Raw genomic sequence first — 26,632 nt, 5'->3', positions numbered from 1 at the left:
CCTGCTCTTTGTTGATATTGGCGTGTAATGAAAATCACTATCAACAAGCAAGACGTTGCAGCCGGGAAAACTCAGTAAGCGTTTTTGGAAATTATTCGTTCGGCTGAAAAGCCCAGGCGAACGCGGCTCAGTAAATGATGCTGAGGCCGGGCAGATCGCTATGCCGGGCCTGCAGCTCGCCTGTGAGGGTAGCGACCGCACCGTCCAGCGAGTCCAGGCGGAACACACCGCTGACTCGGCGCTGCGCCAGTTGGCCGCCAGCGATGAGAATGTGCCCGTCGCGGTAACGATTGAGCTGGGTCACCACCTGCTGCAACGGTACCTGATCGAAAATCAGCAGACCGCGCTGCCAACTGCTGGCGCGCGACAGATCCAGGCTCAGCCGCTCGATCCGCCCATCGGCGTCGAAACGCGCACTCTGCCCCTCGTCGAGAATCAGGCTCTGACCATGTTTGCTGACGGCCACACGGTGCTGCATGACACCGACGAGCGCCTGCTCGGCGTCACCCCGGCTGACCAGAAAACGCGTGCCCAGCGCCTGGGCCTTGCCACCACCGCTGTCGACGATGAATGGCCGTGACTCGTGCTTGCCCACCGGAGCCGTCTGAAAAATGGCCGAGCCGGCCAGCAATTCGATACGCCGCGCCTGGGAGGTGTAATCGAGGCGTATGGCACTGCGCGCATCGAGCGTCGCCTGGCTACCGTCGGGCAGCTCGAAGGTGCGCACTTCCCCGCTGGCGGTCAGGTGGTCGGCGATCAGTGGCAGGTACAGCGCGTTACCCTGCGTCCAGCCGACAGCGGTAACGATCACCGCCAGCGAGGCGCTGCTCAGCCAACGCAGTGCACGCCTGCTACGGCGCCTTGGCGGCGCGGCAAGCGGCCGAGCGGGTGCACGCCGCGGAGCATCGAGAAGCGGCTCCGTCAGACCGGCGAGGTCACCCCAGGTATGCCGAGCGAACTGCAAGGCAGCGGCGTGACGCGAATCGAGGGCGAGCCAGGCCTGCAGCGCCTGCTGCTCATCCTCGGCGAGTGGCGAATCGCTCAGGCGCACCGCCCATTCGGCAGCGGCCTGGCGAATCCCGCGATCCTGCAGGTCTGGGCTATTCACGTCGTGCTCTCGGTTCGTCTTATAAGGGTAATGACGCTCGGGCGGCTCTTTTACCGTAAAAGCGCCCGGCGATACCGGCATTTTTCCCGCTCATGGGCCTGCACCCAGGCGCTCCATGACATGCGACAGCGCCTTGGACAGGTGCTTTTGCACCGAGCTGTCACTGATTGCCAGACGCCTGGCGACCTCGGCATGGGTCAGCCCTTCGATTCGGTTGAGGTGAAAGATTTCGCGGGTACGCGGTGGCAGTTCGGCCACAGCACGCTGCAACAGCTCCATACGTTGCTGCCTCTCGGTCGTGTCTTCCAGGCTGTCGACCTCATCTTCGACAGCGTTGAGCACCTCGTCGCCCACCAGGTCGGTCTTGCGTCGATCCTGCTGGCGACGGTGGTCGATCAGCAGGTTGCGCGCGGTACGGTAGAGATAGGCCGGGGTATTCTCGATGTGGTCGTGCCGCGCCTGCTCGGTCAGGCGCAGGAAACTTTCCTGGACCAGATCGGCAGCCAGGTGGGGGTCACGGCTCTTGCGCAGCAGGAAGCTCTGTAGCGCCCTGGCGTGCTGCTGGAAAAGGCCTTTGAGATCCAGATCCGACAATCGTCATACCTGACCTGAGCGGGAAGGAGCAGCATCTTACCGACCGATGAGAATAGTTTTCAATTAACATTTTTGACCAGGTACCGCGTCAGTCAGGCTGGCGCCATGCACAGGCAGGAAAGCCAGGGTGAGCGAGCCTGCTCCCAGATCGTCGACGGCCTCATGCACCCGATGGACGGGCTCGCCGTGCAGCCGCACTTGGCCGTGATTCGTCTGCAAAACCTGCAGAGCCGCGAGCCCCTGAGGAGCCCGCTCGCGGACGATGCGATGGTGATCAGCGCACCATGCGTGTCATGCCCATCATTCGCCGCGGCGTCGCGGCTCCTGGAGAGCCGGCGAAGACGCCACTGACAGGCATCAGGCGTTCGCCCAACGTTTCAATCCTTGCGGATCAATCCCGGCAATTGTGCGGCCAGTTTGTCGACATTGATCGGCGCACGAATGAAGCCGCGCTGAGTGCCGTCAGGGCCGATGATGGCGAGGTTGCCGCTGTGATCGACGAGGTAATTTTCCTTGCTGGTATCGGCCGGGATGTAGGGAATGCTCACCGCGTTGGCCAGCGTCTGGATGGTGTCCGGCTCACCGGTCAGGCCCATGTAACCGGCATCGAAATAGCCCAGGTACTTTTTCATCTGCTCGGGCGTGTCGCGATTGGGGTCGACGGTCACCAGCACGATGCGCAGGTTGTTCCAGGCCTCCTCCGGGATTTCCGAACGCAGTTGGCGCAGCTGAGCCAGGGTCGCCGGGCAGATGTCCGGGCAGAAGGTGTAACCGAAGAACAGCAGACTCCACTGATCCTTGAGCTGACCGGTGGAAAAGGTCTGGCCATCCTGATCGACGAAGTCCAGCGCCGGTACCTGGCGTTGTTGCGGCAGCATGACGATGCCAGCGTCGAGCAACGCGGCAGGGTCGTTCTTCGATTTGCTGCTGAGCACCTGATTGACGGCAAGACCGAGCACCAGTGCGACGACGGCGATCAGGACGAATACGGTGATTTGCTTTCGGGTCATGGCGGCCACGATGGTCTGAGTGAAAGGTGATCGCCCGGACTGGCCAGAGAACCCCGATCGACACGCGAATGGCACGGCGGCCAGGCAGATGGGATCAGCCGGTAGGCGATGAACAGCGGGAAAAGGTACCAGATACTGAGCGCCAAGGTCGCATTGGCGCATGCGGCCAGCTGTCACGGTGAAGAAAGTCGCGCCTGCCATTGCAGCAGGCGCGGATGAAACGGACGGGCTCCACGCTGCACATGGCAGCTGAAGCCCTGTAGGGCTGAGGGCTGTCAGGCCACCGCGCGACGCATGCTCAGTGTGCGACCTTCCAGGCGCCGGTTGAGGCCGTGGCGTTCGATCAGCAGCGCACCGCCCTGCTGTTCTGCCGCGCGGCCCCAGTCGTCGAGCAACTCCATGCAGGCATGATCGACGTAGCTGAGCTTGTCCAGCGGCACATACAGGCGAGTGGTCGGCGCGATACCCTCCAGCACGCTGGCCAGGTGCGGCACCTTGAGGAAAGTCGCCGAGCCGATAAGGCGTAGTTCCGCCTGGTCGGGGCCGACCTGATTGAGGTTGACCTTCAGACGCGAAGCCTTGCTGGCCAGTTTGACCAGTGTCAGGGCGAAGCCGATCAGTACACCGGTGAGCAGGTCGACCGAGACGATGCCGATGGCAGTGGCCGCGTAGATGAATACCGGCGCCCGGCCATAGCGCCCGAGGCTGCGAATGGCCTTGATGTCGACCAGTTTGAAACCGGTGTACACCAGGACACCGCCGAGCGAAGCGATGGGGATGCTCTGCAGCACACCGGGCAGCAGCATGACGAACGCCAGCAACCAGGCACCGTGGAGGATGGCCGACATGCGGGTGCGCGCGCCGGCCTGCACGTTGGCCGAGCTGCGCACGATCACCCCGGTCATCGGCAAGGCACCGAGCGCACCGCAGAGCATGTTGCCGATGCCCTGAGCGGACAACTCACGATCCATATTGGAACGCGCGCCACTGTGCATGCGATCCACCGCCGCCGCAGACAGCAAGGTTTCCGCACTGGCGATGAAAGCCACCACGACGGCGGCCAGCAGGATGTGCGGATCGGCCAGGTTGAGCAGATCGGCGGGCTTTACCCAGTCGATGGCATCGCTCAGCGTGGCCGGTACTTCGACCCGCGCCACGCCCAGGTTCATCCACAGGCTGATCAGCGTCATCGACGCCACCCCCAGCAACGCGCCCGGCAGAAAGCGCAGGCTGTTGGGGCGCAACTTGTCCCACAGGAACATGCAGGCGATGGTGCCGAAACCCAGCAGGGCCGCCGCCATGGCACTGCCGCCGCCAAGGCCGGGAATCGCTTGGCGCACCGTGTCGGGAAACGCCAGCAGGTTATCCAGGCCGGACGCCTGGGGCTTCACATCGAACATCACGTGCAACTGCGAAAGCACGATAAGGATGCCGATACCGGCAAGCATGCCGTACACCACTGCCGGTGCCGTGACGCGAAACCAGCAGCCGAGACGCAGGCGCCCGGCGATCAGTTGCAGCAGTCCAGCCAGGAGCAGAATCGGCCCGAGCATGGCCAGGCCATGGGTGCGCACCAGTTCGAACACCAGTACGGCGAGGCCGGCAGCCGGGCCGCTGACCTGCAGCGGCGAGCCGGCCAGCCAACCGACCACCAGACCACCGATGATGCCGGTGATCAGGCCTTTGGCCGGCGGCATGCCGGACGCGATGGCGATACCCATGCACAGCGGCAGGGCGACGAGAAATACCACGATGGATGCCAGGGCATCACGGGGTAGAGCGGATTTGAAAGAAGCGAGGGTCATGGTGCGGTCTCCTGCGGGTACGGCGCACGAAAGGTCACGACGACAAGCAACGCTCGCCGTCTGGCAGGTAGGCAGTCAAAACCCAAGGGTCTGCTCCGTCATGAAATGACGGAGCAGACCCGAACACGGCTGTCGATTGTTGGCGGGGTTAACCCACGGGTCGATTCATGGCCACCGGGTGACGTCCTGTCGGGGTCGGCTAGGAAGCCAGGTAACGCGCTCGAGGGCTGGCGTTGGGAGCGGTTTCGCCATCGAGCGGCAGGAACTCGCCACGCTCGGCGTCATAGGCCTTGATGGTGCAGTTCTCGATGTCATAGACCCAGCCATGGATGAACAGCTGACCGCTGGCCAGGCGCGCAGCAACCGACGGATGCGTGCGCAGGTGGTCGAGCTGGGCCACCACGTTCTCTTCGGTGAGCACACCGAGCGTGGAGTGATCGGCGCAGCCGCAGTTGTCGGCGACCACGGTCTTGGCGACTTCGGCATGACGCAACCAGGCCTTGACCGTCGGCATGCGCTCGATGGTGTCAGGCGCCAGCACCGCTTTCATGGCGCCGCAGTCGGAATGTCCGCAGATGATGATGTGCTGCACGCCCAGGCCCATCACCGCGTACTCGATGGCCGTGGATACGCCACCGTTCATCTGTCCGTAAGGGGGCACCACGTTGCCGACGTTGCGGGTCACGAACAGCGAGCCAGGGTCGCTCTGGGTAATCAGTTCGGGAACGATGCGCGAGTCCGCGCAGGTGATGAACATGGCCTGCGGGCTCTGCTGGCGGGCCAGTTTGCTGAACAGCTCGCGCTGCTCGGGGAAGACTTCGGTGCGAAAACGCTGAAAGCCATCAAGCAGGGTCTGCAGGGCATCTTCCGCGGTCTGCTTGCCGGCTGCCGAGGGTGTAGCGGATCGGATGGAACGAATGCGCTCGCTCATGGTGCCTCCTGGTTTCAGTCGTGATATTGACTTGCCATCTAGTGGCAGTGTGCTTCGTGACCAATTGGTCACATCGCATACGAATTTACCCATGAAGGCTTAAACCAACCTTAATCGCAAGAAAAGCGACCCAAATTGGCCAGCGATATGTAACTGCATGCCACTGAGCCAGGCTCGCCTGGCTCCGCAAGCAACCGCTCTAGCATGGGCTCGATACCTGTCCCATGTAAGAACGTACAGATGTCCAGAGTGTGACAGCGAGCGGCCTTTGATCAGAAAGGCCGCATGACCGGGCGTGATTCTGGCCATGCCCGGCCACGCGAAACCGTACGCCTGCGGAGAGATGCCGGGCGGCTTTTGCGCTCATCCAGATAATGGCACTGCGGATCGATCAGCCGCGGTGACGACCGCGGAAGAAGTCGATCAGGCCCTGAGTGGAGCCATCTTCCGCCCGCGCGCTCTCGCTACCGACCATGCGCGAATAAACGCCCTTGCCAAGGTCCTTGCCAAGCTCCACGCCCCACTGGTCGAACGCGTTGTTGCCCCAGATGACGCTTTGCACGAACACCTTGTGCTCGTACATGGCGATCAGCGCACCCAAGCGCCGCGGGCTGACGCGTTCCATGACCAGGGTGTTGCTCGGACGGTTGCCGGGAATCACCTTGTGCGGCGCCAGGCGCTGCACCTCTTCCTCGCTCACGCCCTTGGCACGCAGCTCATCCTCGGCCTCGTCGCGGGACTTGCCGAGCATCAGTGCCTGGCTCTGCGACAGGCAGTTGGCGTACAGCCACTGCTGGTGGTCGGCGACCGGGTTGTAACTGCTCACCGGCACGATGAAATCCGCCGGAATCAGCTGGGTGCCCTGGTGCAGCAACTGGTGATAGGCGTGCTGGCCGTTGCAGCCCACGCCCCCCCAGATCACCGGACCGGTGGCGGTGTTGACCGGCTGACCATCGCCACGCACGCTCTTGCCGTTGGACTCCATGTCCAGTTGCTGCAGGTGCTTGGTGATGTTTCGCAGGTAGTGGTCGTACGGCAGGATGGCATGGCTCTGGGCGTTCCAGAAGTTGCCGTACCAGACACCGAGCAGTGCCAGCAGCACCGGCATGTTCTCTTCGAACGGTGCGGTCTGGAAGTGCTCGTCCATGCGGTAGGCACCGGACAACAGCTCCTTGAAGTTGGACATGCCAATGGACAGGGCGATCGGCAGACCGATGGCCGACCACAGCGAGTAGCGCCCACCGACCCAGTCCCACATCGGGAAGATGTTCTCTTCACGGATGCCGAAGCCCACCGCCGCCTCGCGGTTGCTCGACACGGCGATGAAGTGACGATAGAGCTCGGCTTCGGAGCCACCCTGAGCCAGGTACCAGCCACGAGCGGCCTGGGCATTCTTGAGAGTTTCCAAAGTGCCGAAGGACTTCGACGAGACGATGAACAGCGTGGTCTCGGCGCGCAGCTTGGCCGACAGCTCGTGGAATTCGCTACCGTCGATATTGGCCAGGTAGTGGCAGCGCACACCGCGCTGGGCGAAGGGCAGCAGCGCTTCGGAAACCAGTTGCGGGCCGAGGAAGGAGCCACCGATGCCGATGTTCACCACATCGGTGATGGGCTTCTCGGTGTAACCGCGCCACAGGCCATCGTGGATGCGCCCGACCAGCTCGGTCATCTGCTGCAGCACGCGCTGCACCTCGGGAATGATGTCGACGCCATCGACCTGCACCTTGTCACCCAACGGACGACGCAGCGCAGTGTGCAGCGCCGGGCGCTTCTCGGTGTTGTTCAGCAGCTCGCCGTCGAACAGCGCCCGAATACCCCGCTCCAGCCCCACTTCCCGGGCCAGATTGACCAGCAGCTCGCGGGTCTCGGTATTGATCAGGTTCTTCGAGTAATCCAGAAACAGCCCGCAGCCGCTCAGGCTGAAGGTCTCGAAGCGCTGCGCATCCGCGGCGAAGGCCTGGCGCATGCTGAAACCGGCGAGACGCTCGCGGTGGGCGACCAGGGCCTGCCAGCTCGGCAATTGCGTGACATCCAGCGATGATGAAAGGTACGGCATGAAGACTCCTTGGTTCGGGCCAGCCAGGCTGACCTCGCGAATTCGATTGCATGCCGCTGGGCGTGGCGTTGGCAATACTGCGTTGAAAATTGCCTACTGCGCCTCACTTCCCTCAACGGCCTGATAACGCTCCAGTTCATGGCGATACGGCAACTGCGGACCAACCCGCGAACAGGTCAGCGCCGCGGCCTGCACCGCAAAATCGAGCATCGCATCGAGCCTCTCACGAGACAACGCAGCGAGGGCAGTGGGGCTGTCCAGCCCATGCTGCACCAGGTAGGCGATGATCGCCGCCTGGAAGGTATCCCCCGCTCCCACCGTGTCACGCGTGACCACCTGGCGCGCCGGCACTGACCAGTGCCCATGCTGCCGGCTGAACACGCTCGCCCCTTCGCTGCCACGGGTCAGAAACACCACCTGACAACGCCGGGCCAACCAGCGCTCGATGCTCGTCAGCGGCTCGATACCGGGATAGAGCAGCTCCAGGTCTTCCTCGCTGACCTTGATCAGATGCGCATGGGCGGCAAAAGATTCAATTCGCTGGCGCCAGCGCTCGATATTCGGTGCAGGATTGAGACGTACGTTGGGATCCAGGGTGATCAGGCGGCGGTCGCTCTCGCGCTCGACCAGCGCCAGCAGAGTGTCGCCAATCGGTGGCACCACCAGCGAATAGGAGCCCACGTGCAGGCCTTTGACCTCATCGTCCAGAGCGGGCAAATGCTCGGGTAGCAGTTGACGATCCGCACAACCCTCGCCGCGAAACATGTACTGCGGCGAGCCCTTGGCATCCAGCGCGACCATGGCCATGGTGGTTGGCGCCTCGCTGGCGATCAGGTAACGATCGCTCACCCCCTCCTCCTCCAGCACCTGGCGCAGGCGCTGGCCGAGGTAGTCACTGGAAATACCGCCGAACAGGCCCGACTCCACGCCAAGCCGACGCAGGCCGACCGCCACGTTGAACGGCGAACCGCCGGCCAGGGCCTGGAAATTCAGCTCGCTGCTGCGCTCGCCAGGGTTGCAGAAGAAATCGAACAGGGCTTCGCCGCATACCAGGTACATGGAATCTCCGCATCTCAGAAGGCGCGCTCGCGCAGGGAAGAGCCGACGGCAAAATGCCGTCGGTGTGGGTCATTGCAGTTGTCGCACCAGCTCACGGTAGCGTTGGTAGACACCCTCGTAGGCCCGGCTGCGCAACGCGTCGGGTTGGGCACCGCGGGTTTCATCCAGGGTCACGCAGCGCTCGCACAGGCTGTCCAGGCTCAGCGCCTCGCCCTGCTCGTGACTCACGCACCAGGCGGCCTGGATCGCCGCACCGAGCGCTGCCGCTTCGGTGTGCTGCGGGCAGGCCACCGGCGCACCCATGATGTCGGCGACGATCTGCCGCCATGGGGCGCTCTTCGCACCGCCACCGATCAGGCGGATCGCATCGCTGCGAATACCGCTGTCACGCAACAGGTCGAGCCCGTAGCGCAAGCCGAAGGTGGTGCCCTCCACCACCGCCCGACAGAGATTGGCGCGAGTCAGGTTGTCGGTCGTCAGGCCATGCAGGCTGGCGGTGGCCTGCGGCAACGCCGGCACCCGCTCGCCATTGAGGAATGGCAGCATCAGCACGCCCTGCGCACCGATGGGCGCCTGGCCGACCAGCGCACCGAAGGCCTCGACATCCAGCCCCAGCAATTCACGAATCGCACCGCTGGCGTTGGTCAGGTTCATGGTGCAGATCAACGGCAGCCAGCCAGCGGATGACGAACAGAAGGTCGCCACCTGCGGGTGTGGGCTGACCCGTGGCTGATCGGCGTAGGCGTATACCGTGCCGGATGTGCCGAGACTCATGGTGATGGCGCCGGGGGCGATATTGCCCGTACCGATGGCGCCCATCATATTGTCGCCACCGCCGCTGGCCACCAGAGCACGGGGGTTCAGACCCAGCAGCTCGGCGATCTGCGGACGAATCGGACCGACGCAGCGATGCGACTCGATCAGCTCCGGCAAGGCACGCGACAGGGCGCCGCTCGGGTCGATCGACTCGAGTAGTTGGCTGTCCCAGGCGCGGGTGCGCACGTTGAAATAACCGCTACCCGAGGCATCCCCGTATTCAGCGCAGAAACGCCCGGTCAGCCAGTAATTCAGGTAGTCGTGGGGCAACAGGATGTGGGCGATGCGGGCGAACACCTCAGGGTGATGATCACGGGTCCAGAGCAGTTTGGACACCGTGTAGCCCGGAGCGATGGCCACACCCAGGCGCTCCAGCGAACCGCTTTCGCCACCGAGCAAATCCAGCAGCTGGGCGTTCTCGGCGGCCGACTCGGTGTCGCACCACAGCTTGGCCGGACGCAGCACCTCGCCCTTGGCATCGAGCAGCACCAGGCCATGCTGCTGACCGGACACGCCAATGCCGAGAACCTCGCGACCCGACACGCCGGCCTGCTGCAGCGCTCGCGCGGTGGCCAATTCGAAGGCCTGCAGCCAGTCGGCCGGTTCCTGCTCGCGACGCCCGTTGGCACCGCTGATCAGCTGGTGCCCTGCGCTGCCTTCGCCAAGCACCCGCCCACTGTGGATATCCAGCACCAGCGCTTTGGTACCCTGGGTGCCGCAATCGATGCCGAGGTACATGGCTCAATCACCCAGCAGGGTCTGCAGGGTGCGCGTCACACCGAGCTTGCGCAGGCTGTCGTAGCAGAGTTCGAAGGCCGTGACGAAAGCCGCCGACTGCGGGATGCCATTGCCGAAGATCACTTCGACGCCCAACACATGCTCGCTCACCCGGTCGTCATCCTGTACCAGTTTCTGGCAGAACTCGGCACGTGGATCAGGAATGCGATAGCGGCTGCCTTTCTCGTCGACACCCTTGAGGTACAGCGCCCACGCGGCGACCACCAGCGCCGCGCGTTCCAGCGGCCGACCGTCCTCGATCAGCCGGTTGATGGTCGGCACGATGAACTTGGGAAACTTCGACGAACCGTCCGAGCAGACGCGTTCGAGCTGATCGGCGATGGCCTGGTTGGAAAAGCGCTCGATCAGGGTGTCCTTGTAAGCCTCCAGATCGATACCCGGCACCGCTGCCAGTTGCGGGGTCACGTCGAGGTCCATGAAGGTGCGCACATAGCGCTGGAACAGTGGATCGTTCATGGCCTCGTGAACGAAGCGATAGCCCTTGAGAAAGCCCAGGTAGGTCAACGCCAGGTGGCTGCCGTTGAGCAATTTTATCTTCATCTCCTCGTAGGGCGTGACGTCATCGGTGAACTGCACACCGACCTTTTCCCAGGCCGGCCGGCCGCTGACGAACTTGTCTTCGAGCACCCACTGCAGGAACGGCTCGCAGACCACCGGCCAGGCGTCCTCGACGCCATGACGCTCGGCCAGTTGCTGGCGGTGCGCGTCGCTGGTCATCGGTGTGATGCGGTCGACCATGGCATTGGGGAAGCTGACATGGCTGTCGATCCAGGTCGCCAGCTCGTGATCGGCCAGGTGAGCGAACGCCAGCAGCGCCTTGCGGGTCACCGCGCCGTTGTGGGGCAGGTTATCGCAGGACATCAACGTGAACGCCGGCGTGCCGGCAGCACGGCGCCTGGCCAGGGCGGCGCAGAGAAAGCCAAAGACGCTGCGCGGTGCATCCGGGTGCGCCAGATCATGCTGAATGTCCGGCAGATGGGCCATGAACTCGCCGCTGCTGTCGTCGATGCAGTAGCCACCTTCGGTGATGGTCAGCGAAACGATACGGATCGCCGGATCGGCCAGCTTGTCGATCAGCGCGGCGGGTGAGTCCTCGGCCAGCAGCATGCCATTGATGGCACCGACCACACGGACTTCCAGACCGGGCTCATCGCCCAGCACGAACATCGTGTAGAGGTGATCCTGCTCGGCCAGCGCCTGTTGCATGGCGCGGTCCTCGCGGCGCAGGCCAACGCCACAGATGCCCCAGTTCAGGGCTTCGCCACGGTTGAGCAGCGCTTCGGTGTAGATCGCCTGGTGAGCACGGTGGAAACCGCCGACGCCGATATGGGCGATGCCCTGGCGTACGTCCGCCGGATCGTAGGCCGGTACATCGACCTCGGCGGCCAGTGATGCGAGATTCTTGCGGGTCAGTTTCATGGGGTCATTCCTGCGCTTCAGGCGGCCTGGCCAGCCTGGATGCGTTTGTCGATGGCCAGGCCATCGGCGTTGAAGAGGTGGCAGTGGGCCGGATCGAAATCCAGCGCCAGCGGCTCGCCATAGGCCGGGGAGAAATCCCCGCGCACACGCACGGTGAGCACTTCATCGCCCACCCGAACATGGCAGAAGGTGTCGCTGCCCAGACGCTCGCTGACGTCCGCCGTCGCCTGCAGTCGGCCCTGGCCGGCAGGCACCACGTTGAGGTGCTCGGGGCGGATGCCCAGGGTGACCTGGCTGCCGCTCGCCAGGCCGGTGCCTGCCAGCGGCAGATCCAGCGTGGCAGCGCCTTCCAGGCGGATCTGGCACAGCCCGGCATCCACACGCTCGACCTGGCCGCGCAGGAAGCCCATCTTCGGCGTGCCGAGAAAGCCGGCGACGAACAGGTTGACCGGGTGGTTGTAGAGCTCCAGCGGTGAACCGACCTGTTCCACGCGGCCGCCGTTGAGCACCACCACCTTGTCGGCCAGGGTCATGGCCTCGACCTGATCGTGAGTCACGTAGATCATCGTCGCCTTCAGCTCCTTGTGCAGCCGCGCCAGCTCCAGGCGGGTCTGCACGCGCAAGGCGGCATCGAGGTTGGACAGTGGTTCGTCGAACAGGAAGATCTTCGGATTGCGCACGATGGCGCGGCCGATGGCCACGCGCTGGCGCTGACCTCCGGAGAGCTGCTTGGGCTTGCGTTCAAGCAGGGCGTCCAGCTCGAGGATGCGCGCCGCATTGGCGACCTTATCCTGCACTTCCTGCTTGCCTACCCGAGCGAGATCGAGGGCGAAGGACAGGTTCTTGCGCACGGTCATGTGCGGGTACAGGGCGTAGGTCTGGAAGACCATCGCCAGATCCCGCCTGGCTGGCGCGGTGTCGGTGATATCGGTGCCGTCGAGGGTGATCGTCCCGCTGGACACTTCCTCCAGCCCGGCGATTAGCCGCAGCAGCGTGGACTTGCCGCAGCCGGACGGGCCGACGAAGACCACGAACTCGCGGTTCTCGATATCCAGGTCGATGCCCTTGATGATCGCCGTGCCGTCGAAGCCTTTCTTCAGGTTGCGGATTTTCAAATCAGCCATAGCGGGCTCCAGTCTTATTCTTCGATTGTTTACAGACGCTGCAGTTGTGCTTCTGCCCAACGGGCGTAGGAGCCCGGCTTGCCGGCGATCTGCAGGGAACCGGCAGCGAAAACGCCCTCGACCGTGGCAGCAGAGCCACTGCCGGTTGCCGGCAGATCGCGAGCAAGCTCGCTCCTACGGCGGGCGACGAGGATCAAACACATATCGGCGTCCTCATTTCACGGCCCCGAACGACAGGCCACGCACCAGCTGCTTCTGGCTGATCCAGCCGAAGATCAGGATGGGCGCGCAGGCAAGCGTCGAAACGGCGGAAAGCTTGGCCCAGAACAGGCCTTCGGGACTGGAGTAGGACGCCACCAGCGCGGTCAGTGGCGCCGCCGCGGAACTGGTCAGGTTGAGCGACCAGAAAGCCTCGTTCCAGCACAGGATCAACGACAGCAGCATGGTCGAGGCCAGGCCGCCACGGGCGATGGGCAGCAGCACGCGAACGATTTCCTGCCAGGTGGTGGCCCCATCCAGGCGCGCCGCTTCGAGGATCTCTCCGGGGATATCCTTGAAGTAGGTGTACACCATCCACACCACGATCGGCAGGTTGATCAGGGTGTAGATGACGATCAGCGCGATACGCGAATCGAGCAGGCCGAATTGCTTGGCCAGCAGATAGATCGGCACCAGCACACCGACCGGCGGCAGCATCTTGGTCGACAGCATCCATAGCAGCGTGCCTTTGGTGCGCTTGGTCTCGAAGAACGCCATCGAGTATGCCGCCGGCACCGCGATCAGCATGCACAGCAGGGTCGCCGAGAAGGAGATCAGCACCGAGTTCCAGGCGAAACTGAAGTAATTGCTGCGCTCGTTGATGTGCAGGTAGTTTTCCAGCGTCGGCGTGAAGATGAACTGCGGCGGCGTGGCGAAGGCGTCGAGCTCGGTCTTCAGGCTGGTCAGCACCATCCAGAAGATCGGAAAGAAGATCAACGCGGCGATGGCCCAGGCCAGGGTGCCGATGATCAGGCTCTGCAGCCGACGGGATTGCTTGAGGGTCAGCATGCTTCGCTCCTACTGCCGGTCGGTCAGGTTCTTGCCGATCATGCGAATCAGCACGATGGCGGCGATGTTGGCGATGACCACGGCGATCAGCCCGCCAGCGGAGGCCATGCCCACGTCGAACTGCAGCAGCGCCTGGGTGTAGATCAGGTAAGCGAGGTTGGTGGACTCATAGCCCGGGCCGCCGCCGGTGGTGGTGTAGATTTCGGCGAATACCGAGAGCAGGAAGATGGTTTCGATCATCACCACCACGGCAATCGGTCGCGCCAGATGCGGCAGGGTCAGGTGCCAGAAGATGGCCAGCGGTCCGGCACCGTCGAGGCGCGCGGCTTCCTTCTGCTCCTGATCCAGAGACTGCATGGCGGTCATCAGGATGAGGATGGCGAATGGCAGCCACTGCCAGGACACGATGAGGATGATCGAGAACAAGGGGTGGTGCGCCAGCCAGTCCACCGGCTGAGCGCCGAAGAACTGCCAGACGGCTGCCAGAATCCCCGAAACCGGATGGAAGATCAGGTTCTTCCACAGCAGCGCGCTGACCGTCGGCATGATGAAGAACGGCGAGATCAGCAGCACCCGCACGATGCCCCGGCCAAAGAACTCACTGGCCTCCAGCAGTGCGGAAATCAGCACGCCGAACACCACGCTGATCAGCAGCACGCTGCCCACCAGCAACAGGGTGTTGCCCGCGCCAGACAGAAACGCGGCGTCGGTGACGAAGTACTCGAAGTTCTCCAGCCCGACGAAATCGTTCTCGCCGGGGTACAGCAGGTTGTAGCGGATCAGCGAGAAATAGATGGTCATGCCCAGAGGCACGATCATCCAGATCAGCAGCAGGACGACCGAAGGGCTGACCAGAAACCAGCCGGGCGCCAGGCGTCGCGATTTACGCGGCGCCGGCTCGCGGGCCAGCTCCGCAGGATTGTCGATGGTATTCATCGTGTCTCCGAAAGACGGTTCTACAGCGGATGACGCTTTGGGAACGCCGCCTGTGGCGCTCCGCGCCGCGTAACACCGGGGCGGACGCGGAGCGTCCCGACATACGTTCCCACGCAGAGCGTGGGAACGATCGCGGTTCCGCTACTTCGGATACCCGGCGCGCTTCATTTCCCGCTCGGTGCTCTGCTGTGCTGCCTGGAGAGCCTGATCAGGCTTCATCTGCCCGGTGAGCGCGGCGGCGAACAGCTTGCCGACACTGGTGCCGATGGCCTGGAACTCGGGAATGGTCACCAGTTGAATGCCCACGTACGGGACAGGCTTGGCGCTGGGGTTGGCCGGGTCGGCCTTCTTCAACGAGTCGAGGGTGACCTTGGCGAACGGCGCCGCCTTCATGTAGGCGTCGCTGTAGGTCGAAGCGCGGGTGCCTGGCGGCACGTTGGCGACGCCATCCTTCTCGGCGACCAGCGCTCCGTAGGCCTTGGACGTGGCCCAGGCGCTGAAGGTCTTGGCAGCGTCCTTGGACTTGGAACTGGTAGGGATCGCCAGCGCCCAGGAGTACAGCCAGGAGGCGCCCTTGTCGGTGACCTGGGTCGGCGCGAAGGTGAAGCCTACCGAGTCGGCGACCTTGCTCTGCGATTTGTCGGTGACGAACGAGCCGGCCACGCTGGCATCGACCCACATCGCGCACTTGCCGCTGTTGAACAACGCCAGGTTCTCGTTGAAACCATTGCTCGACGCGCCCGGCGGGCCGTACTTGTTCATGGTGTCGACGTAGAAGTTCAGCGCGTTCTTCCACTCGCTGCCGGTGAATTCAGGCTTCCACTGCTCATCGAACCAGCGCGCGCCGTAGGCATTGGCCACGGTGGTGATCAGCGCCATGTTCTCGCCCCAGCCGGCCTTGCCACGCAGGCAGATACCGTACTGGCCCTTGTCGGGCTGGTGCAGCTTGCTGGCGAATTCGGCCATCTGATCCCAGGTCGGCTGCTCGGGCATCTTCAGCCCGGCCTGCTCGAAAAGATCGGTGCGGTAGTAGGTGATCGACGCTTCGGCGTAGAACGGCAGGGCATAGAGCTGGCCCTTGGCCGAGAGGCCTTCACGCACGGAGGGGAAGACGTCATCGAGGGCATAGTCGGCGGGCAGATCGGTCATCGGCTCCAGCCAGCCCTTCTCGCCCCACAGCGCCGCTTCGTACATGCCGATGGTCAGCACGTCGAACTGGCCGCCCTGAGTGGCGATGTCGGTGGTCAGGCGCTGACGCAGCACGTTCTCTTCGAGTACCACCCACTTGAGCTTGATGTCAGGGTTTTGTTCTTCGAAGGTTTTCGCCAGGCGCTGCATGCGGATCATGTCGCTGTTGTTGACCGTGGCGATGGTCAGGGTCTCGGCGGCCTGCGCGCCAACGGTGAGCGACAGGCATGAAGCGGCTACCAGTACTTTGATCGTGTGGTTCATGGTCTTGAACTCCTCTCCCTGACCGGAGAGGTCGCAGGAGACGTTATTGTTTTTGTGGGCCGACCCGGATTACACCCCTACGACCGAGCGCAGACAACGCCTCGACTGCACTGCAACCGATACTTTTTTGCACTCGCCAGGTGACTGACAACGGTCATGAAATGCAGCAGATAGGCTCAAGCACGAGCCTTTCTGCATCTTCCCGGTGGATGAGAGCGACGGAATCAGTACAGGTTTTGCTCGGTAACCCGTTGCGTGACCAGCCTGCGATAGCCGCTGGGCGTCATGCCCTTGAGCTGCTGGAAACGCCGGTTGAAGTTGGAAATGTTGTTGAAGCCCGACTCGAAACACACCTGAGTCACCGGCTTGTCGCTCTGGGTCAGCAGCTCGCAGGACTTGCTCACCCGCATGCGATTGACGAACTCGACGAAACCACGCCCGGTGGCCTGCTTGAAGAAACGCGAGAAATAGGTGGGCGTCATGCCCAGATACTCGGCCACTTCTTCCTGGGTCAGCTCCTGGGCGTAGTGCTGGAAGATGTAATCCACCGCGCGGTTGATGCGTTCGACATGGTGCTCGTCAGCCAGCTGCGCAGCGGTTCTGTCCGACAGCAACTGGTAGTCGTCGCAAGCGGCGAGCAGCTCCATGAGGATGAAGAAATTGCCCAACCGGGTCATGCCCTGGGAGTCGGCGATGCGCTGCAGCAGCTGACGCGCCTCGGCGATGGTGCGCTCGCAGCGGAACTCGATGCCGTAATGGGCCCGGCTGAGCAGCGGCTGCAGATCCTTGAGCTCGGCGAATACCGCCGTGCCGCTCTCCAGCACCTCGTCAGTGAAGTTGACCAGCATGTCGCGCTCGGCCACCGCCTCGCCCGCACTCATCTGGCTGATCCAGTTGTGCGGCAGGTTGGGGCCGGTGAGAAACAGGGTGTCGGGGGAGAAATTGCCGATGTAGTCGCCGATGAACACCTTGCCGGAACTGGCAACGATCAGGTGCAGCTCGTATTCCTTGTGGAAATGCCAACGCACCAGCGGGCTGGGAAAGCCGTGCTGGCGATAGATCAGCGAATGACCCTCGTGGTCATCCATCAACTCGTAGGAGGGATCGAGCGTTCTTTGCGTTCGGGACATGGCTCGGCAGCCTGCTCTTGTTCTTGTCGAAATAGCTATCGACTAGAGACCCTAGCACAGTCCGAGGGGTTCGCTGACTGACCTCGCCGCGAGAACCCGGTCACACCCACGCCCTGCTCATCCACGCTGAGATCGCAAAGCGGTGAGCTGACCTCGTGCGATCCACCGTGGGAGCGGGCCACGCCCGCGATTCGCGCGCATGGCGCGCTCCCACACAGGTGCAGGGTGGATCGAGGCGCGTAGCTGACGCTCTTTCATCCACCATCGCGGTCATGAAGCGGTGAGCCGGCATCGTGCCATCCATTGTGGGAGCGGGCCACGCCCGCGAATCGCGCGCATGGCGCGCTCCCACACAGATGCAGGGTGGATCAAGGCGCGTAGCTGACGCTCTTTCATCCACCATCGCGGTCAGGAAACGGTGAGCCGGCATCGTGCCATCCATTGTGGGAGCGGGCCACGCCCGCGATTCGCGCGCATGGCGCGCTCCCACACAGATGCAGGGTGGATCGGGGCGTGTAGCTGACGCTCTTTCATCCACCATCGCGGTCAGGAAGCGGTGAGCTGGCCTCGTGCGATCCATTGTGGGAGCGGGCCGCGCCCGCGAATCGCGCGCATGGCGCGCTCCCACACAGATGCAGGGTGGATCGGGGCGCGTAGCTGACGCTCTTTTCATCCACCATCGCGGTCAGGAAGCGGTGAGCCGGCATCGTGCCATCCATTGTGGGAGCGGGCCACGCCCGCGAATCGCGCGCATGGCGCGCGCTCACACAGATGCAGGGTGGATCGAGGCGTGTAGCTGACGCTCTTTCATCCACCATCGCGGTAAGGAAGCGGTGAGCTGGCATCGTGCGATCCATTGTGGGAGCGGGCCGCGCCCGCGATTCGCGCGCATGGCGCGCTCCCACACAAATGTAGGGTGGATCGGGGCGCGTAGCTGACGCTCTTTCATCCACCATCGCGGTCATGAAGCGGTGAGCCGGCATCGTGCCATCCATTGTGGGAGCGGGCCACGCCCGCGAATCGCGCGCATGGCGCGCTCCCACACAGATGCAGGGTGGATCAAGGCGCGTAGCTGACGCTCTTTCATCCACCATCGCGGTCAGGAAACGGTGAGCCGGCATCGTGCCATCCATTGTGGGAGCGGGCCACGCGCCCAACCACAGCGAGCAGACTCAGCTCTGAGGATAACGAGCGCGCGGGGTCGCCATCGGCAGCGGGCCGTCACCGATCAGGCGGAACTCGCCGGTTTCCGAGTCGTACGCCTTGATCTGGCAGCTTTCGATGTCGTACACCCAGCCGTGGATGAACAGCTGCCCGGCGGCGAGGCGCGAGGCTACCGATGGATGGGTGCGCAGGTGGTCGAGCTGGGCCACCACGTTCTCTTCGGTGAGCACGCCCAGGGTGGTGTGATCGGCACAACCGCAGTTGTCGGCGACGACCGTCTTGGCGACTTCGGCATGGCGCAGCCAGGCTTTTACCGTGGGCATGCGCTCCAGCGTGGCGGGGTCGAGCACCGCTTTCATCGCGCCGCAATCGGAGTGACCGCAGACGATGATGTGCTGGACGCCCAATGCCGCCACGGCATATTCGATGGCGGTGGAAACGCCGCCGTTCATCTGCCCATAGGGCGGCACGACGTTACCGACGTTACGGGTCACGAACAGATCGCCCGGCTCGCTCTGGGTGATCAGCTCGGGAACGATGCGCGAATCGGCGCAGGTGATGAACATGGCGCGCGGCGACTGAGCGTGGGCCAGCTTCTTGAACAGCGCCTGCTGCTGCGGGAAGACATCCTGGCGAAAGCGCAGAAAGCCATCGACCAGATGATCCAGCGCCTCGGCGGCGGAAGCGGCGTTTTTCTCGGATTTGCCATCGGCAGAACGACGATTACCAGGCATAGCGTTACCTCGTTTACGGATGGGGGGCGAAGCCTATGACAGTACACAAGCTTCCCAGTCGGCAGGGTTGCCGACAAGTGGTCGAAGGCTTGGACTGTGCCAGGATGATTCAAGGCACGTCTGGGTGACAAATCTCCGCTCGGCGGGTGAGCGCGAGCATCCCCTCAGCCAGTTTTTGTCCGCGAAGGTTGCCCCGGGTATCGCTTCGCCCAACGCCAGGCTACGCAGTGGCGAGCGCTGCGACACCCAGGAATGCCGGCAACGAGAATCGCCCTCAGAACAGCCCCATCTGCTGCCCGGGTGGCGCGAACAGCGAGCAGTCGAGAACGGCTCGCTTGCTGCCGTCGTAACCATAACGGCGGCGGGCCAGGCGAAAGCGCTGGGCCAGCAGTTCGGCGAAGTGGCCTTCACCCTTCATCCGCGCGCCGAAACGGCTGTCGTAGTTCTGGCCACCGCGGGACTGACGAATGAGGCTCATCACGTGCTCGGCACGCTCGGGAAAATGGCGCTGCAGCCACTCCTCGAACAGCCCGGCGATCTCCAGGGGCAAACGCAGCAGCACGTAGCCGGCCGAGCTCGCCCCAGCCTCACGACCGGCCTCGAGCAGGCGCTCCAGCTCCATGTCGTTGATCATCGGAATCATCGGCGCTGCCATTAGGCCCACCGGAACGCCATGCTCATGCAGGGTACGCATGGCGCGCAGCCGTGCCTTCGGCGTCGCGGTGCGCGGCTCCATGATGCGTTTGAGTTCATCGTCCAGGGTGGTGACGCTGAAGGCCACGCTGACCAGATTGAGGCTGGCCAGCTCTTCGAACAGATCGAGGTCGCGCAGAATCAGTGCGCTCTTGGTGATGATGCTGACCGGATGGCGATAGCGCAGCAGAATCTCCAGCGCCTGGCGCGTCAACTGGTGCTCACGTTCGATCGGCTGATAGCCGTCCGTGTTGATGCCCAGTGCAATGGGCTTCGGCACGTAACCCGGCTTGCTCAGTTGTTCCTCGAGACGCTCGGCCAGGTTGGTCTTGGCGATCAGCCTGGTCTCGAAATCGATGCCCGGTGACAGGTCCCAGTAAGCGTGGCTGGGCCTTGCGAAACAATAGATGCAACCATGTTCGCAGCCCCGGTAGGGATTCACCGAACGGTCGAAGCCCACATCCGGCGAGTTGTTGCGGCTGATCACCGTCTTCGCCAACTCCTGGCGAACTTCAGTGACGAAGGTCTGCGGCGTCTGCTCCTGGTACCAACCATCGTCCTCGGCCTCGCTGCTGGTGGGTGCGAAGCGGTTGTTGGGCTTGCTGGCGGTGCCGCGTCCGCGGGGGGCTGTGATTGGATTCATGATGCAGGCTCGATAACTGTATATAAACACAGTATTCGTTTTATCCACATCGACACAAGTCACCTTCGTCGCCGCGCCATGCCGATGCGGCGGCGGAGCGCTGAGGTTGCCTGAACCGTTCGTCGCCTTCCGCGGTCGCATTTGCACACACCTTCGCTTCCTGCCGTGCCGGAGCCCCCATGCCGCCCGTATCGATCTTCGCCTCGCCTCGCCTTGTCGCGGCCTCGCTGGCTGTCGCGCTGCTGGCCGGCTGTGCCGATGAGGCACCACCCGAGCCGCAGCACCCACGGGTCAAGGTGGCTACCGTGAGCCAGATCGACTACGCGGCCGATGCCACGCTGACCGGCGATATCCAGGCACGGGTGCAGACCGACCTGTCGTTCCGTATCGGCGGCAAGATCACCGAGCGCCTGGTCGATGTCGGCGACAGCGTGCAGGCTGGCCAGGTGCTGGCGCGCCTCGACCCGCAGGATCAACGCAACGCGGTGCGTTCCGCCGAGGCCGCCGCCGAAGCCGCGCGGGCCCAGGTAAAACTGAGTGCAGCCAACCTCTGGCGCCAGCAGCAATTGCTGCCCAAGGGCTACACCAGCCGCAGTGAATACGACAGCGCCCTGGCCAGCGACCGCAGTGCACGCAACAGCCTGGCCGCAGCCGAAGCACAGCTGGCCGACGCCCGTGAACAAAGCGGTTACACCGAACTGCGCACCGAGAGCGATGGGGTAATCACCGCCCGCCAGGCCGAGGTCGGCCAGGTCGTGCAGGCGGCCACGCCGATCTTCGGCCTGGCCCGTGAAGGTGAGCGCGACGCGGTATTCAACGTTTTCGAAGCGCTGCTGGTCGAGCCTGGCCAGGCGCTGCGCGTCAGCCTGCTGGACAACCCGGATGTCAGCGCCGAAGGCAAGGTTCGCGAGGTCAACCCTCAGGTCTCGGCGCAGAGCGGCACGGTGCAGGTCAAAGTCGGCCTGGAGCAGGTACCGCCGGCGATGACCCTGGGCGCGACGGTCAGTGCGCATGTGCGCAACCCGGCCAGCCGCAGCGTCGAGCTGCCCTGGTCGGCACTCACCAAGGCCGAGCACGAGCCGGCGGTCTGGCGACTGGGCGATGGCGACATCGCGCAGTTGCATCCCGTGCAGGTCGGCCGCTACCTGACCGACAAGGTGATCATCCGCGCTGGTCTGCAAGATGGCGATCGCGTGGTGATGGCCGGCGGGCAGCTGCTGCATCCGGGCCAGAAAGTGGAAATCGCCGAAGCGCGCGAGCAGGAAAATCAACCATGAAGCGCTCCATAGGTATCGCCCTGCTCGCCGCACTGCTCCTGGCAGGCTGCGCCGAGGAAGAAAAGCCCGAGCCGATTCGCCCGGTGCTGTACACCGAGGTGCAGCAGCAGAACCAGCAGGTTCTTGGCCGTTTCGCCGGCACCATCGAGGCCCGGGTGCAGAGCACCCTGGGCTTCCGGGTTGGCGGTCGCGTGGCCCAGCGCCTGGTGGATGCCGGTGCCGAGGTGAAGGCCGGAACCACCCTGGCCACCCTCGACCCCACCGATCAGCAGAACGCCCTGCGCGCCAGCGAAGGTGATCAGGCGCGCAGCGAGGCGCAGTGGATCAACGCCCAGACCAATGCCCGGCGCCAGCAGGAACTGTTCGACCGAGGCGTCGGCGCCAAAGCGGTGCTGGAGCAGGCACAGACCGAACTGAGCAGCGCCCGCAGCAGCCGCGACCAGGCCGCAGCCGCCACCCGGCAGGCCCGCGACCGACTCGCCTACGGCAACCTGAGCAGCGAATTCGACGCGGTGGTGACCGCCTGGCACGTGGAGGCTGGCCAGGTGGTCGGCGCCGGGCAGGAGGTCGTGACGCTGGCTCGGCCCGACGTCAAGGAAGCGGTTTTCGACCTGCCCGTGGAACTGGCCGATGCCCTGGACGACCAGGTGCAGTTCAACATCGCCTCCCAGCTCGACCCGAGCATCGCCACCCGCGGCCAACTGCGCGAGCTGGGCCCCCGTGCGGACGCCGCGACCCGTACCCGACGCGCGCGCCTGAGCCTGGAAGACACCCCTCCCGGCTTGCGCCTGGGCACCGCGGTGGCCGTCAGCCTGACCCGTGAACAGAAGCCGCGCAGCCTGCTGCCGGCCAGCACCCTGCAGGAAGTCGACGGCCAGACCCGCGTGTGGGTCATCGACACGGCAGCGAAAACCGTGCACCCGCGCGCCGTGCAGGTAGTCGGCCGCGAGGGCGAACAGATCAGCGTCGAGGGCCTGGCGGCTGGCGACAAGGTAGTCAGTGCCGGCTTGAGCGAGCTCAAGGACGGCCAGGCAGTACGCATTGATGAGGGCGTGGCACCATGAACCAGCAGGCGCCGCGCAAGAACGGCTTCAACCTCTCCGACTGGGCGCTGCGGCATCAGTCGTTCGTCTGGTACCTGATGTTCGTGTCCCTGCTCATGGGGGTGATCTCCTACATGAACCTGGGCCGCGAGGAAGACCCCTCCTTCACCATCAAGACCATGGTCATCCAGACCCGCTGGCCGGGCGCCACGGTGGACGAGACCCTTAGCCAGGTCACCGACCGCATCGAGAAGAAGCTCGAGGAACTGGACTCCCTGGACTACGTGAAGAGCTACACGCGGCCCGGTGAATCGACCGTCATGGTGTTCCTGCGCGACACCACCAAGGCCGGCGATATCGACGGCATCTGGTACCAGGTGCGCAAGAAGATCGACGATATTCGCGGCGAGTTCCCCCAGGGCCTGCAGGGCCCGTCGTTCAACGACGAATTCGGCGACGTGTTCGGCTCCATCTACGCCTTCACCGGTGATGGCCTGAGCATGCGTGCCCTGCGCGATTACGTCGAACAGGTGCGCGCCGAGATCCGCAGCGTGCCCGACCTCGGCAAGGTGCAGATGGTCGGCCAGCAGAACGAAGTGTTCTACCTCAATTTCTCGACCCGCAAACTGGCTGCCCTGGGCATCGATCAGAGCCAGGTGATCCAGAGCCTGCAGGCACAGAACGCAGTAACGCCTTCCGGGGTGATCGAGGCCGGCCCGGAGCGCATTTCCGTACGCACCAGCGGCCAGTTCGCCTCGGAAGCCGACCTGCGCAACGTCAACCTGCGCCTGGACGACCGTTTCTATCGGCTCACTGATATCGCCGAGATCAGCCGTGGCTACGTCGACCCGCCGCAGTCGTTGTTCCGCTTCGACGGCAAGCCGGCCATCGGCCTGGCCATCGCCATGCGCGACGGCGGCAATATCCAGACCTTCGGCAAGGCCCTGCACACGAAAATGGATGAGCTGACCGCCGACCTGCCGGTGGGCGTCGGCGTGCATGTGGTGTCCGACCAGGCCGAAGTGGTGGAGGAAGCGGTCAGCGGCTTCACCCGCGCCCTGTTCGAAGCCGTGCTGATCGTCATGCTGGTGAGCTTCGTCAGCCTCGGCATTCGTGCCGGCCTGGTGGTCGCCTGCTCGATCCCATTGGTGCTGGCCATGGTCTTCATGTTCATGGAGTACAGCGGTATCACCATGCAGCGGATTTCCCTGGGCGCACTGATCATCGCCCTCGGATTGATGGTCGATGACGCCATGATCACCGTGGAAGTGATGGTCACCCGCCTGGAAAAGGGCGACTCGCTGCATGACGCCGGCACCTTCGCCTACACCTCCACGGCATTCCCGATGCTCACCGGTACCCTGGTGACGGTGGCCGGCTTCGTGCCCATCGGCCTCAACGCCAGCTCGGCTGGCGAATACACCTTCACCCTGTTCGCGGTGATCGCCGTGGCGCTGTCGCTGTCCTGGCTGGTGGCGGTGGTGTTCGCGCCCGTTATCGCCGTGCACATTCTGCCCAAACGCATGAAGGCCAAGGAAAGCGGCCCGGGACGCATCGCCCGCGCCTTCGACAAGGGCCTGCTGCTGGCCATGCGGCACCGCTGGTGGACCATCGGCCTGACGATAGCCATGTTCGCCGCGTCCCTGGCAGGCATGACCCTGGTGCAGAGCCAGTTCTTCCCCGCTTCGGATCGCCCGGAGATTCTCGTCGACCTGAACCTGCCGCAGAACGCCTCGATCAACGAAACCCGCGCCCAGGTCGACCGCCTCGAAGCCAGCCTCAAGGACGATCCCGATATCGCTCGCTGGAGCACCTACATCGGCCAGGGCGCGCTGCGCTTCTACCTGCCGCTGGATCAGCAACTGCAGAACCCGTTCTACGCCCAGCTGGTGATCGTCAGCCAGGACATCGACGCCCGTGATCGGCTGGTCGGCAAACTGAAGAAGCGCCTGCGCGAGGACTTCGTCGGCATCGGCAGCTTCGTCCAGCCGCTGGAGATGGGCCCGCCGGTGGGTCGGCCGATCCAGTACCGGATCAGCGGCGCGGATGTCGACCAGGTGCGCAAGCACGCCCTGGAACTGGCGGCGCTGCTCGACAAGAACCCGGACATCGGCGAGATGGTCTACGACTGGAACGAGCCAGGCAAGGTGCTGCGCATCGACATCGCCCAGGACAAGGCGCGCCAGTTCGGGTTGTCGTCGGAAGACGTCGCCAACCTGCTGAACAGCATCGTCAGCGGCACCACGGTCACCCAGGTCAAGGACGATATCTACCTGATCGACGTGATCGGCCGGGCCGAAGACAGCGAACGCAGTTCACCGCAGACCCTGGAGAACCTGCAGATCGTCACCCCGAGCGGCGTGGCCGTCCCGCTGCGTGCGTTCGCCACCGTCGGTTACGAGCTGGAACAGCCGCTGGTGTGGCGCCGCGACCGCAAGCCGACCATCACCCTCAAGGCGGCCGTGGTCAGCGAGATCCAGCCGACCGATCTGGTCGCCGACCTGGCGCCGGATATCCAGAAATTCTCAGACGAGCTACCCACTGGCTACAGCGTGGCCACCGGCGGCACGGTGGAGGAAAGCGGCAAGGCCCAGGGCCCGATCGCCAGCGTGCTGCCCCTGATGCTGTTCCTGATGGCCACCTTCCTGATGATCCAGCTGCACAGCGTGGCGAAGACCTTCCTGGTATTCAGCGTGGCGCCATTGGGGCTGATCGGCGTGGTGCTGGCGCTGGTGCCCACCGGCACGCCCATGGGCTTCGTGGCCATCCTCGGCATCCTGGCGCTGATCGGCATCATCATCCGCAACTCGGTGATTCTGGTGACCCAGATCGACGAGTTCGAGCGTGGCGGCGACTCGCCGTGGCAGGCCGTCATCGACGCCACCCAGCACCGCCGCAGGCCAATCCTGCTGACCGCCGCTGCCGCCAGCCTGGGCATGATCCCCATCGCCCGCGAAGTGTTCTGGGGGCCAATGGCCTACGCGATGATCGGCGGCATCTTCAGCGCCACGCTGCTGACCCTGCTGTTCCTGCCAGCCCTGTACGTGGCCTGGTACCGCATCGAGGAGCCGAACGATGAGCAGCGGGAGAATGCACAGGTGTGAGTGATAACTGACCCGTCGCGCGCATGGCGCGCGCCACCAATAAGCCTGTGTTCATTCAGCAAGATCAGCGGTGCTCGGTAGGCCCTTCGTGCGCATGGCGCACTCCCACAGGGGATTTGTGGACGGCACACAATGTGCTGTCGAACGCGAACTCTGTGGGAGCGGGCCATGCCCGCGAAAAACCACAAGCCTAGAGCCAGACCGCATTCCAAAACGGGTAGTCACCCACCCGCCTGACCAGACCGGCACGCAGCGGATTGCTCACGATATAACGCGCGACACCAAGCAGATCCTCCTCTGCCCGGAGGCCATGATCGTGGAAGCCCGCCTGCCAGATTCCCTTTGCCCTGCCGACGTTCTTCCCAGCCAACCGACTGCTGGATGACTTCAACCGATTGATCAGCGCAGCAAGACTGTCCGCCTCCCCGAGCTGAACCAGCCAGTGCACATGATCCGGCATCAGCACCCAGGCGAGCATGCGGCTATCGCGCAGAAGCATTGGCGTCTCAAAGCAGCGCGCTGCGGCACAGCCAGCGGCGAAATGGCTGAACACCGGCTGGCGGTCACGGGTGATGGTGGTGATCAGATAGGCCATTGCGGGGCAGGAAGCTCGGCCTCTGCGCAAAGCGCGATAACCCGGTTTCGATGACATCAGCATGAATCGACCTCCGTGTTGATTCAGATGCCAG

At 64.0% G+C, this 26,632-nt stretch carries 21 protein-coding genes; 3 read left to right on the top strand and 18 right to left on the bottom strand.

All coding sequences use genetic code 11. The features are described 5' to 3' along the window. Positions 1-127: 127 nt before the first annotated feature. The 17 genes from QRN22_RS05685 to QRN22_RS05605 form a co-directional block, all read right to left on the bottom strand. On the bottom strand, positions 128-1,108 hold the full coding sequence (locus QRN22_RS05685; protein ID WP_042553619.1) for a FecR family protein: 981 nt from the start codon (positions 1,106-1,108) through the stop codon (positions 128-130). A gap of 90 nt (positions 1,109-1,198) precedes the next feature. Further along, positions 1,199-1,702 carry an RNA polymerase sigma factor gene (locus tag QRN22_RS05680; RefSeq protein ID WP_042553620.1) on the bottom strand — a complete coding sequence of 168 codons (504 nt, stop codon included), beginning with the start codon at positions 1,700-1,702 and terminating at the stop codon, positions 1,199-1,201. A gap of 377 nt (positions 1,703-2,079) precedes the next feature. Further along, positions 2,080-2,712, bottom strand: coding sequence for an SCO family protein (locus tag QRN22_RS05675; RefSeq protein WP_042553622.1), 633 nt, complete (start codon positions 2,710-2,712; stop codon positions 2,080-2,082). A 275-nt stretch (positions 2,713-2,987) separates the two neighbouring features. After that, positions 2,988-4,517, bottom strand: a complete 1,530-nt coding sequence (locus QRN22_RS05670) for a SulP family inorganic anion transporter (RefSeq protein WP_042553623.1) — start codon at positions 4,515-4,517, stop codon at positions 2,988-2,990. Positions 4,518-4,716: 199 nt separating this feature from the next. Further along, complete coding sequence (locus QRN22_RS05665; RefSeq protein WP_042553624.1) at positions 4,717-5,448, bottom strand: carbonic anhydrase; 732 nt, start codon at positions 5,446-5,448, stop codon at positions 4,717-4,719. Between the two features lie 391 nt (positions 5,449-5,839). Then, positions 5,840-7,504, bottom strand: a complete 1,665-nt coding sequence (pgi, locus tag QRN22_RS05660) for a glucose-6-phosphate isomerase (protein WP_042553625.1) — start codon at positions 7,502-7,504, stop codon at positions 5,840-5,842. A 93-nt stretch (positions 7,505-7,597) separates the two neighbouring features. After that, positions 7,598-8,563, bottom strand: a complete 966-nt coding sequence (locus QRN22_RS05655; protein WP_042553626.1) for a carbohydrate kinase family protein — start codon at positions 8,561-8,563, stop codon at positions 7,598-7,600. A gap of 69 nt (positions 8,564-8,632) precedes the next feature. Continuing rightward, a complete protein-coding gene (gene xylB / locus QRN22_RS05650) occupies positions 8,633-10,117 on the bottom strand; it encodes a xylulokinase (RefSeq protein WP_042553627.1) in 1,485 nt (494 codons plus the stop codon). A gap of 3 nt (positions 10,118-10,120) precedes the next feature. After that, positions 10,121-11,596 (bottom strand): mannitol dehydrogenase family protein, encoded by a 1,476-nt coding sequence (locus tag QRN22_RS05645; RefSeq protein ID WP_042553628.1) that lies wholly within the window; start codon positions 11,594-11,596, stop codon positions 10,121-10,123. Between the two features lie 17 nt (positions 11,597-11,613). Then, positions 11,614-12,720 carry an ABC transporter ATP-binding protein gene (locus tag QRN22_RS05640; protein ID WP_042553629.1) on the bottom strand — a complete coding sequence of 369 codons (1,107 nt, stop codon included), beginning with the start codon at positions 12,718-12,720 and terminating at the stop codon, positions 11,614-11,616. 29 nt (positions 12,721-12,749) lie between these two features. Further along, on the bottom strand, positions 12,750-12,923 hold the full coding sequence (locus QRN22_RS05635; protein WP_156152695.1) for a hypothetical protein: 174 nt from the start codon (positions 12,921-12,923) through the stop codon (positions 12,750-12,752). A gap of 10 nt (positions 12,924-12,933) precedes the next feature. Beyond that, positions 12,934-13,767, bottom strand: coding sequence for a carbohydrate ABC transporter permease (locus QRN22_RS05630; protein ID WP_042553630.1), 834 nt, complete (start codon positions 13,765-13,767; stop codon positions 12,934-12,936). 9 nt (positions 13,768-13,776) lie between these two features. Beyond that, positions 13,777-14,703, bottom strand: a complete 927-nt coding sequence (locus QRN22_RS05625; RefSeq protein WP_042553631.1) for a carbohydrate ABC transporter permease — start codon at positions 14,701-14,703, stop codon at positions 13,777-13,779. Between the two features lie 141 nt (positions 14,704-14,844). Next, positions 14,845-16,155 carry an ABC transporter substrate-binding protein gene (locus QRN22_RS05620; RefSeq protein WP_042553632.1) on the bottom strand — a complete coding sequence of 437 codons (1,311 nt, stop codon included), beginning with the start codon at positions 16,153-16,155 and terminating at the stop codon, positions 14,845-14,847. Positions 16,156-16,379: 224 nt separating this feature from the next. Next, complete coding sequence (locus tag QRN22_RS05615; RefSeq protein ID WP_042553633.1) at positions 16,380-17,285, bottom strand: helix-turn-helix domain-containing protein; 906 nt, start codon at positions 17,283-17,285, stop codon at positions 16,380-16,382. Positions 17,286-18,457: 1,172 nt separating this feature from the next. Further along, positions 18,458-19,183, bottom strand: coding sequence for a carbonic anhydrase (locus QRN22_RS05610; RefSeq protein WP_042553634.1), 726 nt, complete (start codon positions 19,181-19,183; stop codon positions 18,458-18,460). A 274-nt stretch (positions 19,184-19,457) separates the two neighbouring features. Next, positions 19,458-20,519: a PA0069 family radical SAM protein gene (locus QRN22_RS05605; protein ID WP_042553635.1), complete on the bottom strand. Its 1,062-nt coding sequence runs from the start codon at positions 20,517-20,519 to the stop codon at positions 19,458-19,460. 179 nt (positions 20,520-20,698) lie between these two features. On the opposite strand from QRN22_RS05605, the gene QRN22_RS05600 reads away from it, so the two are divergent. From QRN22_RS05600 to QRN22_RS05590, 3 genes are read left to right on the top strand one after another with little or no spacing between them, the layout of a single operon-like run. Continuing rightward, on the top strand, positions 20,699-21,796 hold the full coding sequence (locus QRN22_RS05600; RefSeq protein WP_042553636.1) for an efflux RND transporter periplasmic adaptor subunit: 1,098 nt from the start codon (positions 20,699-20,701) through the stop codon (positions 21,794-21,796). Further along, positions 21,793-22,860: an efflux RND transporter periplasmic adaptor subunit gene (locus tag QRN22_RS05595; protein ID WP_042553637.1), complete on the top strand. Its 1,068-nt coding sequence runs from the start codon at positions 21,793-21,795 to the stop codon at positions 22,858-22,860. The genes QRN22_RS05600 and QRN22_RS05595 overlap by 4 nt, the downstream gene beginning before the upstream one ends. Beyond that, entirely contained in the window at positions 22,857-25,943 is a 3,087-nt protein-coding gene (locus QRN22_RS05590) for an efflux RND transporter permease subunit (protein ID WP_042553638.1), read from the top strand. Before QRN22_RS05595 ends, QRN22_RS05590 begins: the two co-directional genes overlap by 4 nt. Before the next feature lie 190 nt (positions 25,944-26,133). Here QRN22_RS05590 and QRN22_RS05585 read toward each other — a convergent pair whose 3' ends face one another. After that, a complete protein-coding gene (locus QRN22_RS05585) occupies positions 26,134-26,595 on the bottom strand; it encodes an REP-associated tyrosine transposase (protein ID WP_042553658.1) in 462 nt (153 codons plus the stop codon). Between the last annotated feature and the right edge of the window lie 37 nt (positions 26,596-26,632).

The organism is Pseudomonas sp. MEJ086 (assembly GCF_030209025.1).
GTDB classification, from domain to species: Bacteria; Pseudomonadota; Gammaproteobacteria; order Pseudomonadales; family Pseudomonadaceae; genus Aquipseudomonas; species Aquipseudomonas fulva_A.
The sequence above is the reverse complement of the archived record's forward strand: the minus strand, read 5'-3'. Positions and strand labels throughout refer to the sequence as shown.

Bases quoted from the DNA above. Each gene is read 5' to 3' on its own strand.
- pgi (WP_042553625.1), bottom strand. From the start codon at position 7,504: ATGCCGTACCTTTCATCATCGCTGGATGTCACGCAATTGCCGAGCTGG.
- QRN22_RS05675 (WP_042553622.1), bottom strand. From the start codon at position 2,712: ATGACCCGAAAGCAAATCACCGTATTCGTCCTGATCGCCGTCGTCGCA.
- QRN22_RS05605 (WP_042553635.1), bottom strand. From the start codon at position 20,519: ATGAATCCAATCACAGCCCCCCGCGGACGCGGCACCGCCAGCAAGCCC.
- QRN22_RS05635 (WP_156152695.1), bottom strand. From the start codon at position 12,923: ATGTGTTTGATCCTCGTCGCCCGCCGTAGGAGCGAGCTTGCTCGCGAT.
- QRN22_RS05595 (WP_042553637.1), top strand. From the start codon at position 21,793: ATGAAGCGCTCCATAGGTATCGCCCTGCTCGCCGCACTGCTCCTGGCA.
- QRN22_RS05670 (WP_042553623.1), bottom strand. From the start codon at position 4,517: ATGACCCTCGCTTCTTTCAAATCCGCTCTACCCCGTGATGCCCTGGCA.
- QRN22_RS05625 (WP_042553631.1), bottom strand. From the start codon at position 14,703: ATGAATACCATCGACAATCCTGCGGAGCTGGCCCGCGAGCCGGCGCCG.
- QRN22_RS05645 (WP_042553628.1), bottom strand. From the start codon at position 11,596: ATGAAACTGACCCGCAAGAATCTCGCATCACTGGCCGCCGAGGTCGAT.
- QRN22_RS05585 (WP_042553658.1), bottom strand. From the start codon at position 26,595: ATGTCATCGAAACCGGGTTATCGCGCTTTGCGCAGAGGCCGAGCTTCC.
- QRN22_RS05665 (WP_042553624.1), bottom strand. From the start codon at position 5,448: ATGAGCGAGCGCATTCGTTCCATCCGATCCGCTACACCCTCGGCAGCC.
- QRN22_RS05615 (WP_042553633.1), bottom strand. From the start codon at position 17,285: ATGTCCCGAACGCAAAGAACGCTCGATCCCTCCTACGAGTTGATGGAT.
- QRN22_RS05640 (WP_042553629.1), bottom strand. From the start codon at position 12,720: ATGGCTGATTTGAAAATCCGCAACCTGAAGAAAGGCTTCGACGGCACG.
- QRN22_RS05600 (WP_042553636.1), top strand. From the start codon at position 20,699: ATGCCGCCCGTATCGATCTTCGCCTCGCCTCGCCTTGTCGCGGCCTCG.
- xylB (WP_042553627.1), bottom strand. From the start codon at position 10,117: ATGTACCTCGGCATCGATTGCGGCACCCAGGGTACCAAAGCGCTGGTG.
- QRN22_RS05655 (WP_042553626.1), bottom strand. From the start codon at position 8,563: ATGTACCTGGTATGCGGCGAAGCCCTGTTCGATTTCTTCTGCAACCCT.
- QRN22_RS05610 (WP_042553634.1), bottom strand. From the start codon at position 19,183: ATGCCTGGTAATCGTCGTTCTGCCGATGGCAAATCCGAGAAAAACGCC.
- QRN22_RS05620 (WP_042553632.1), bottom strand. From the start codon at position 16,155: ATGAACCACACGATCAAAGTACTGGTAGCCGCTTCATGCCTGTCGCTC.
- QRN22_RS05630 (WP_042553630.1), bottom strand. From the start codon at position 13,767: ATGCTGACCCTCAAGCAATCCCGTCGGCTGCAGAGCCTGATCATCGGC.
- QRN22_RS05590 (WP_042553638.1), top strand. From the start codon at position 22,857: ATGAACCAGCAGGCGCCGCGCAAGAACGGCTTCAACCTCTCCGACTGG.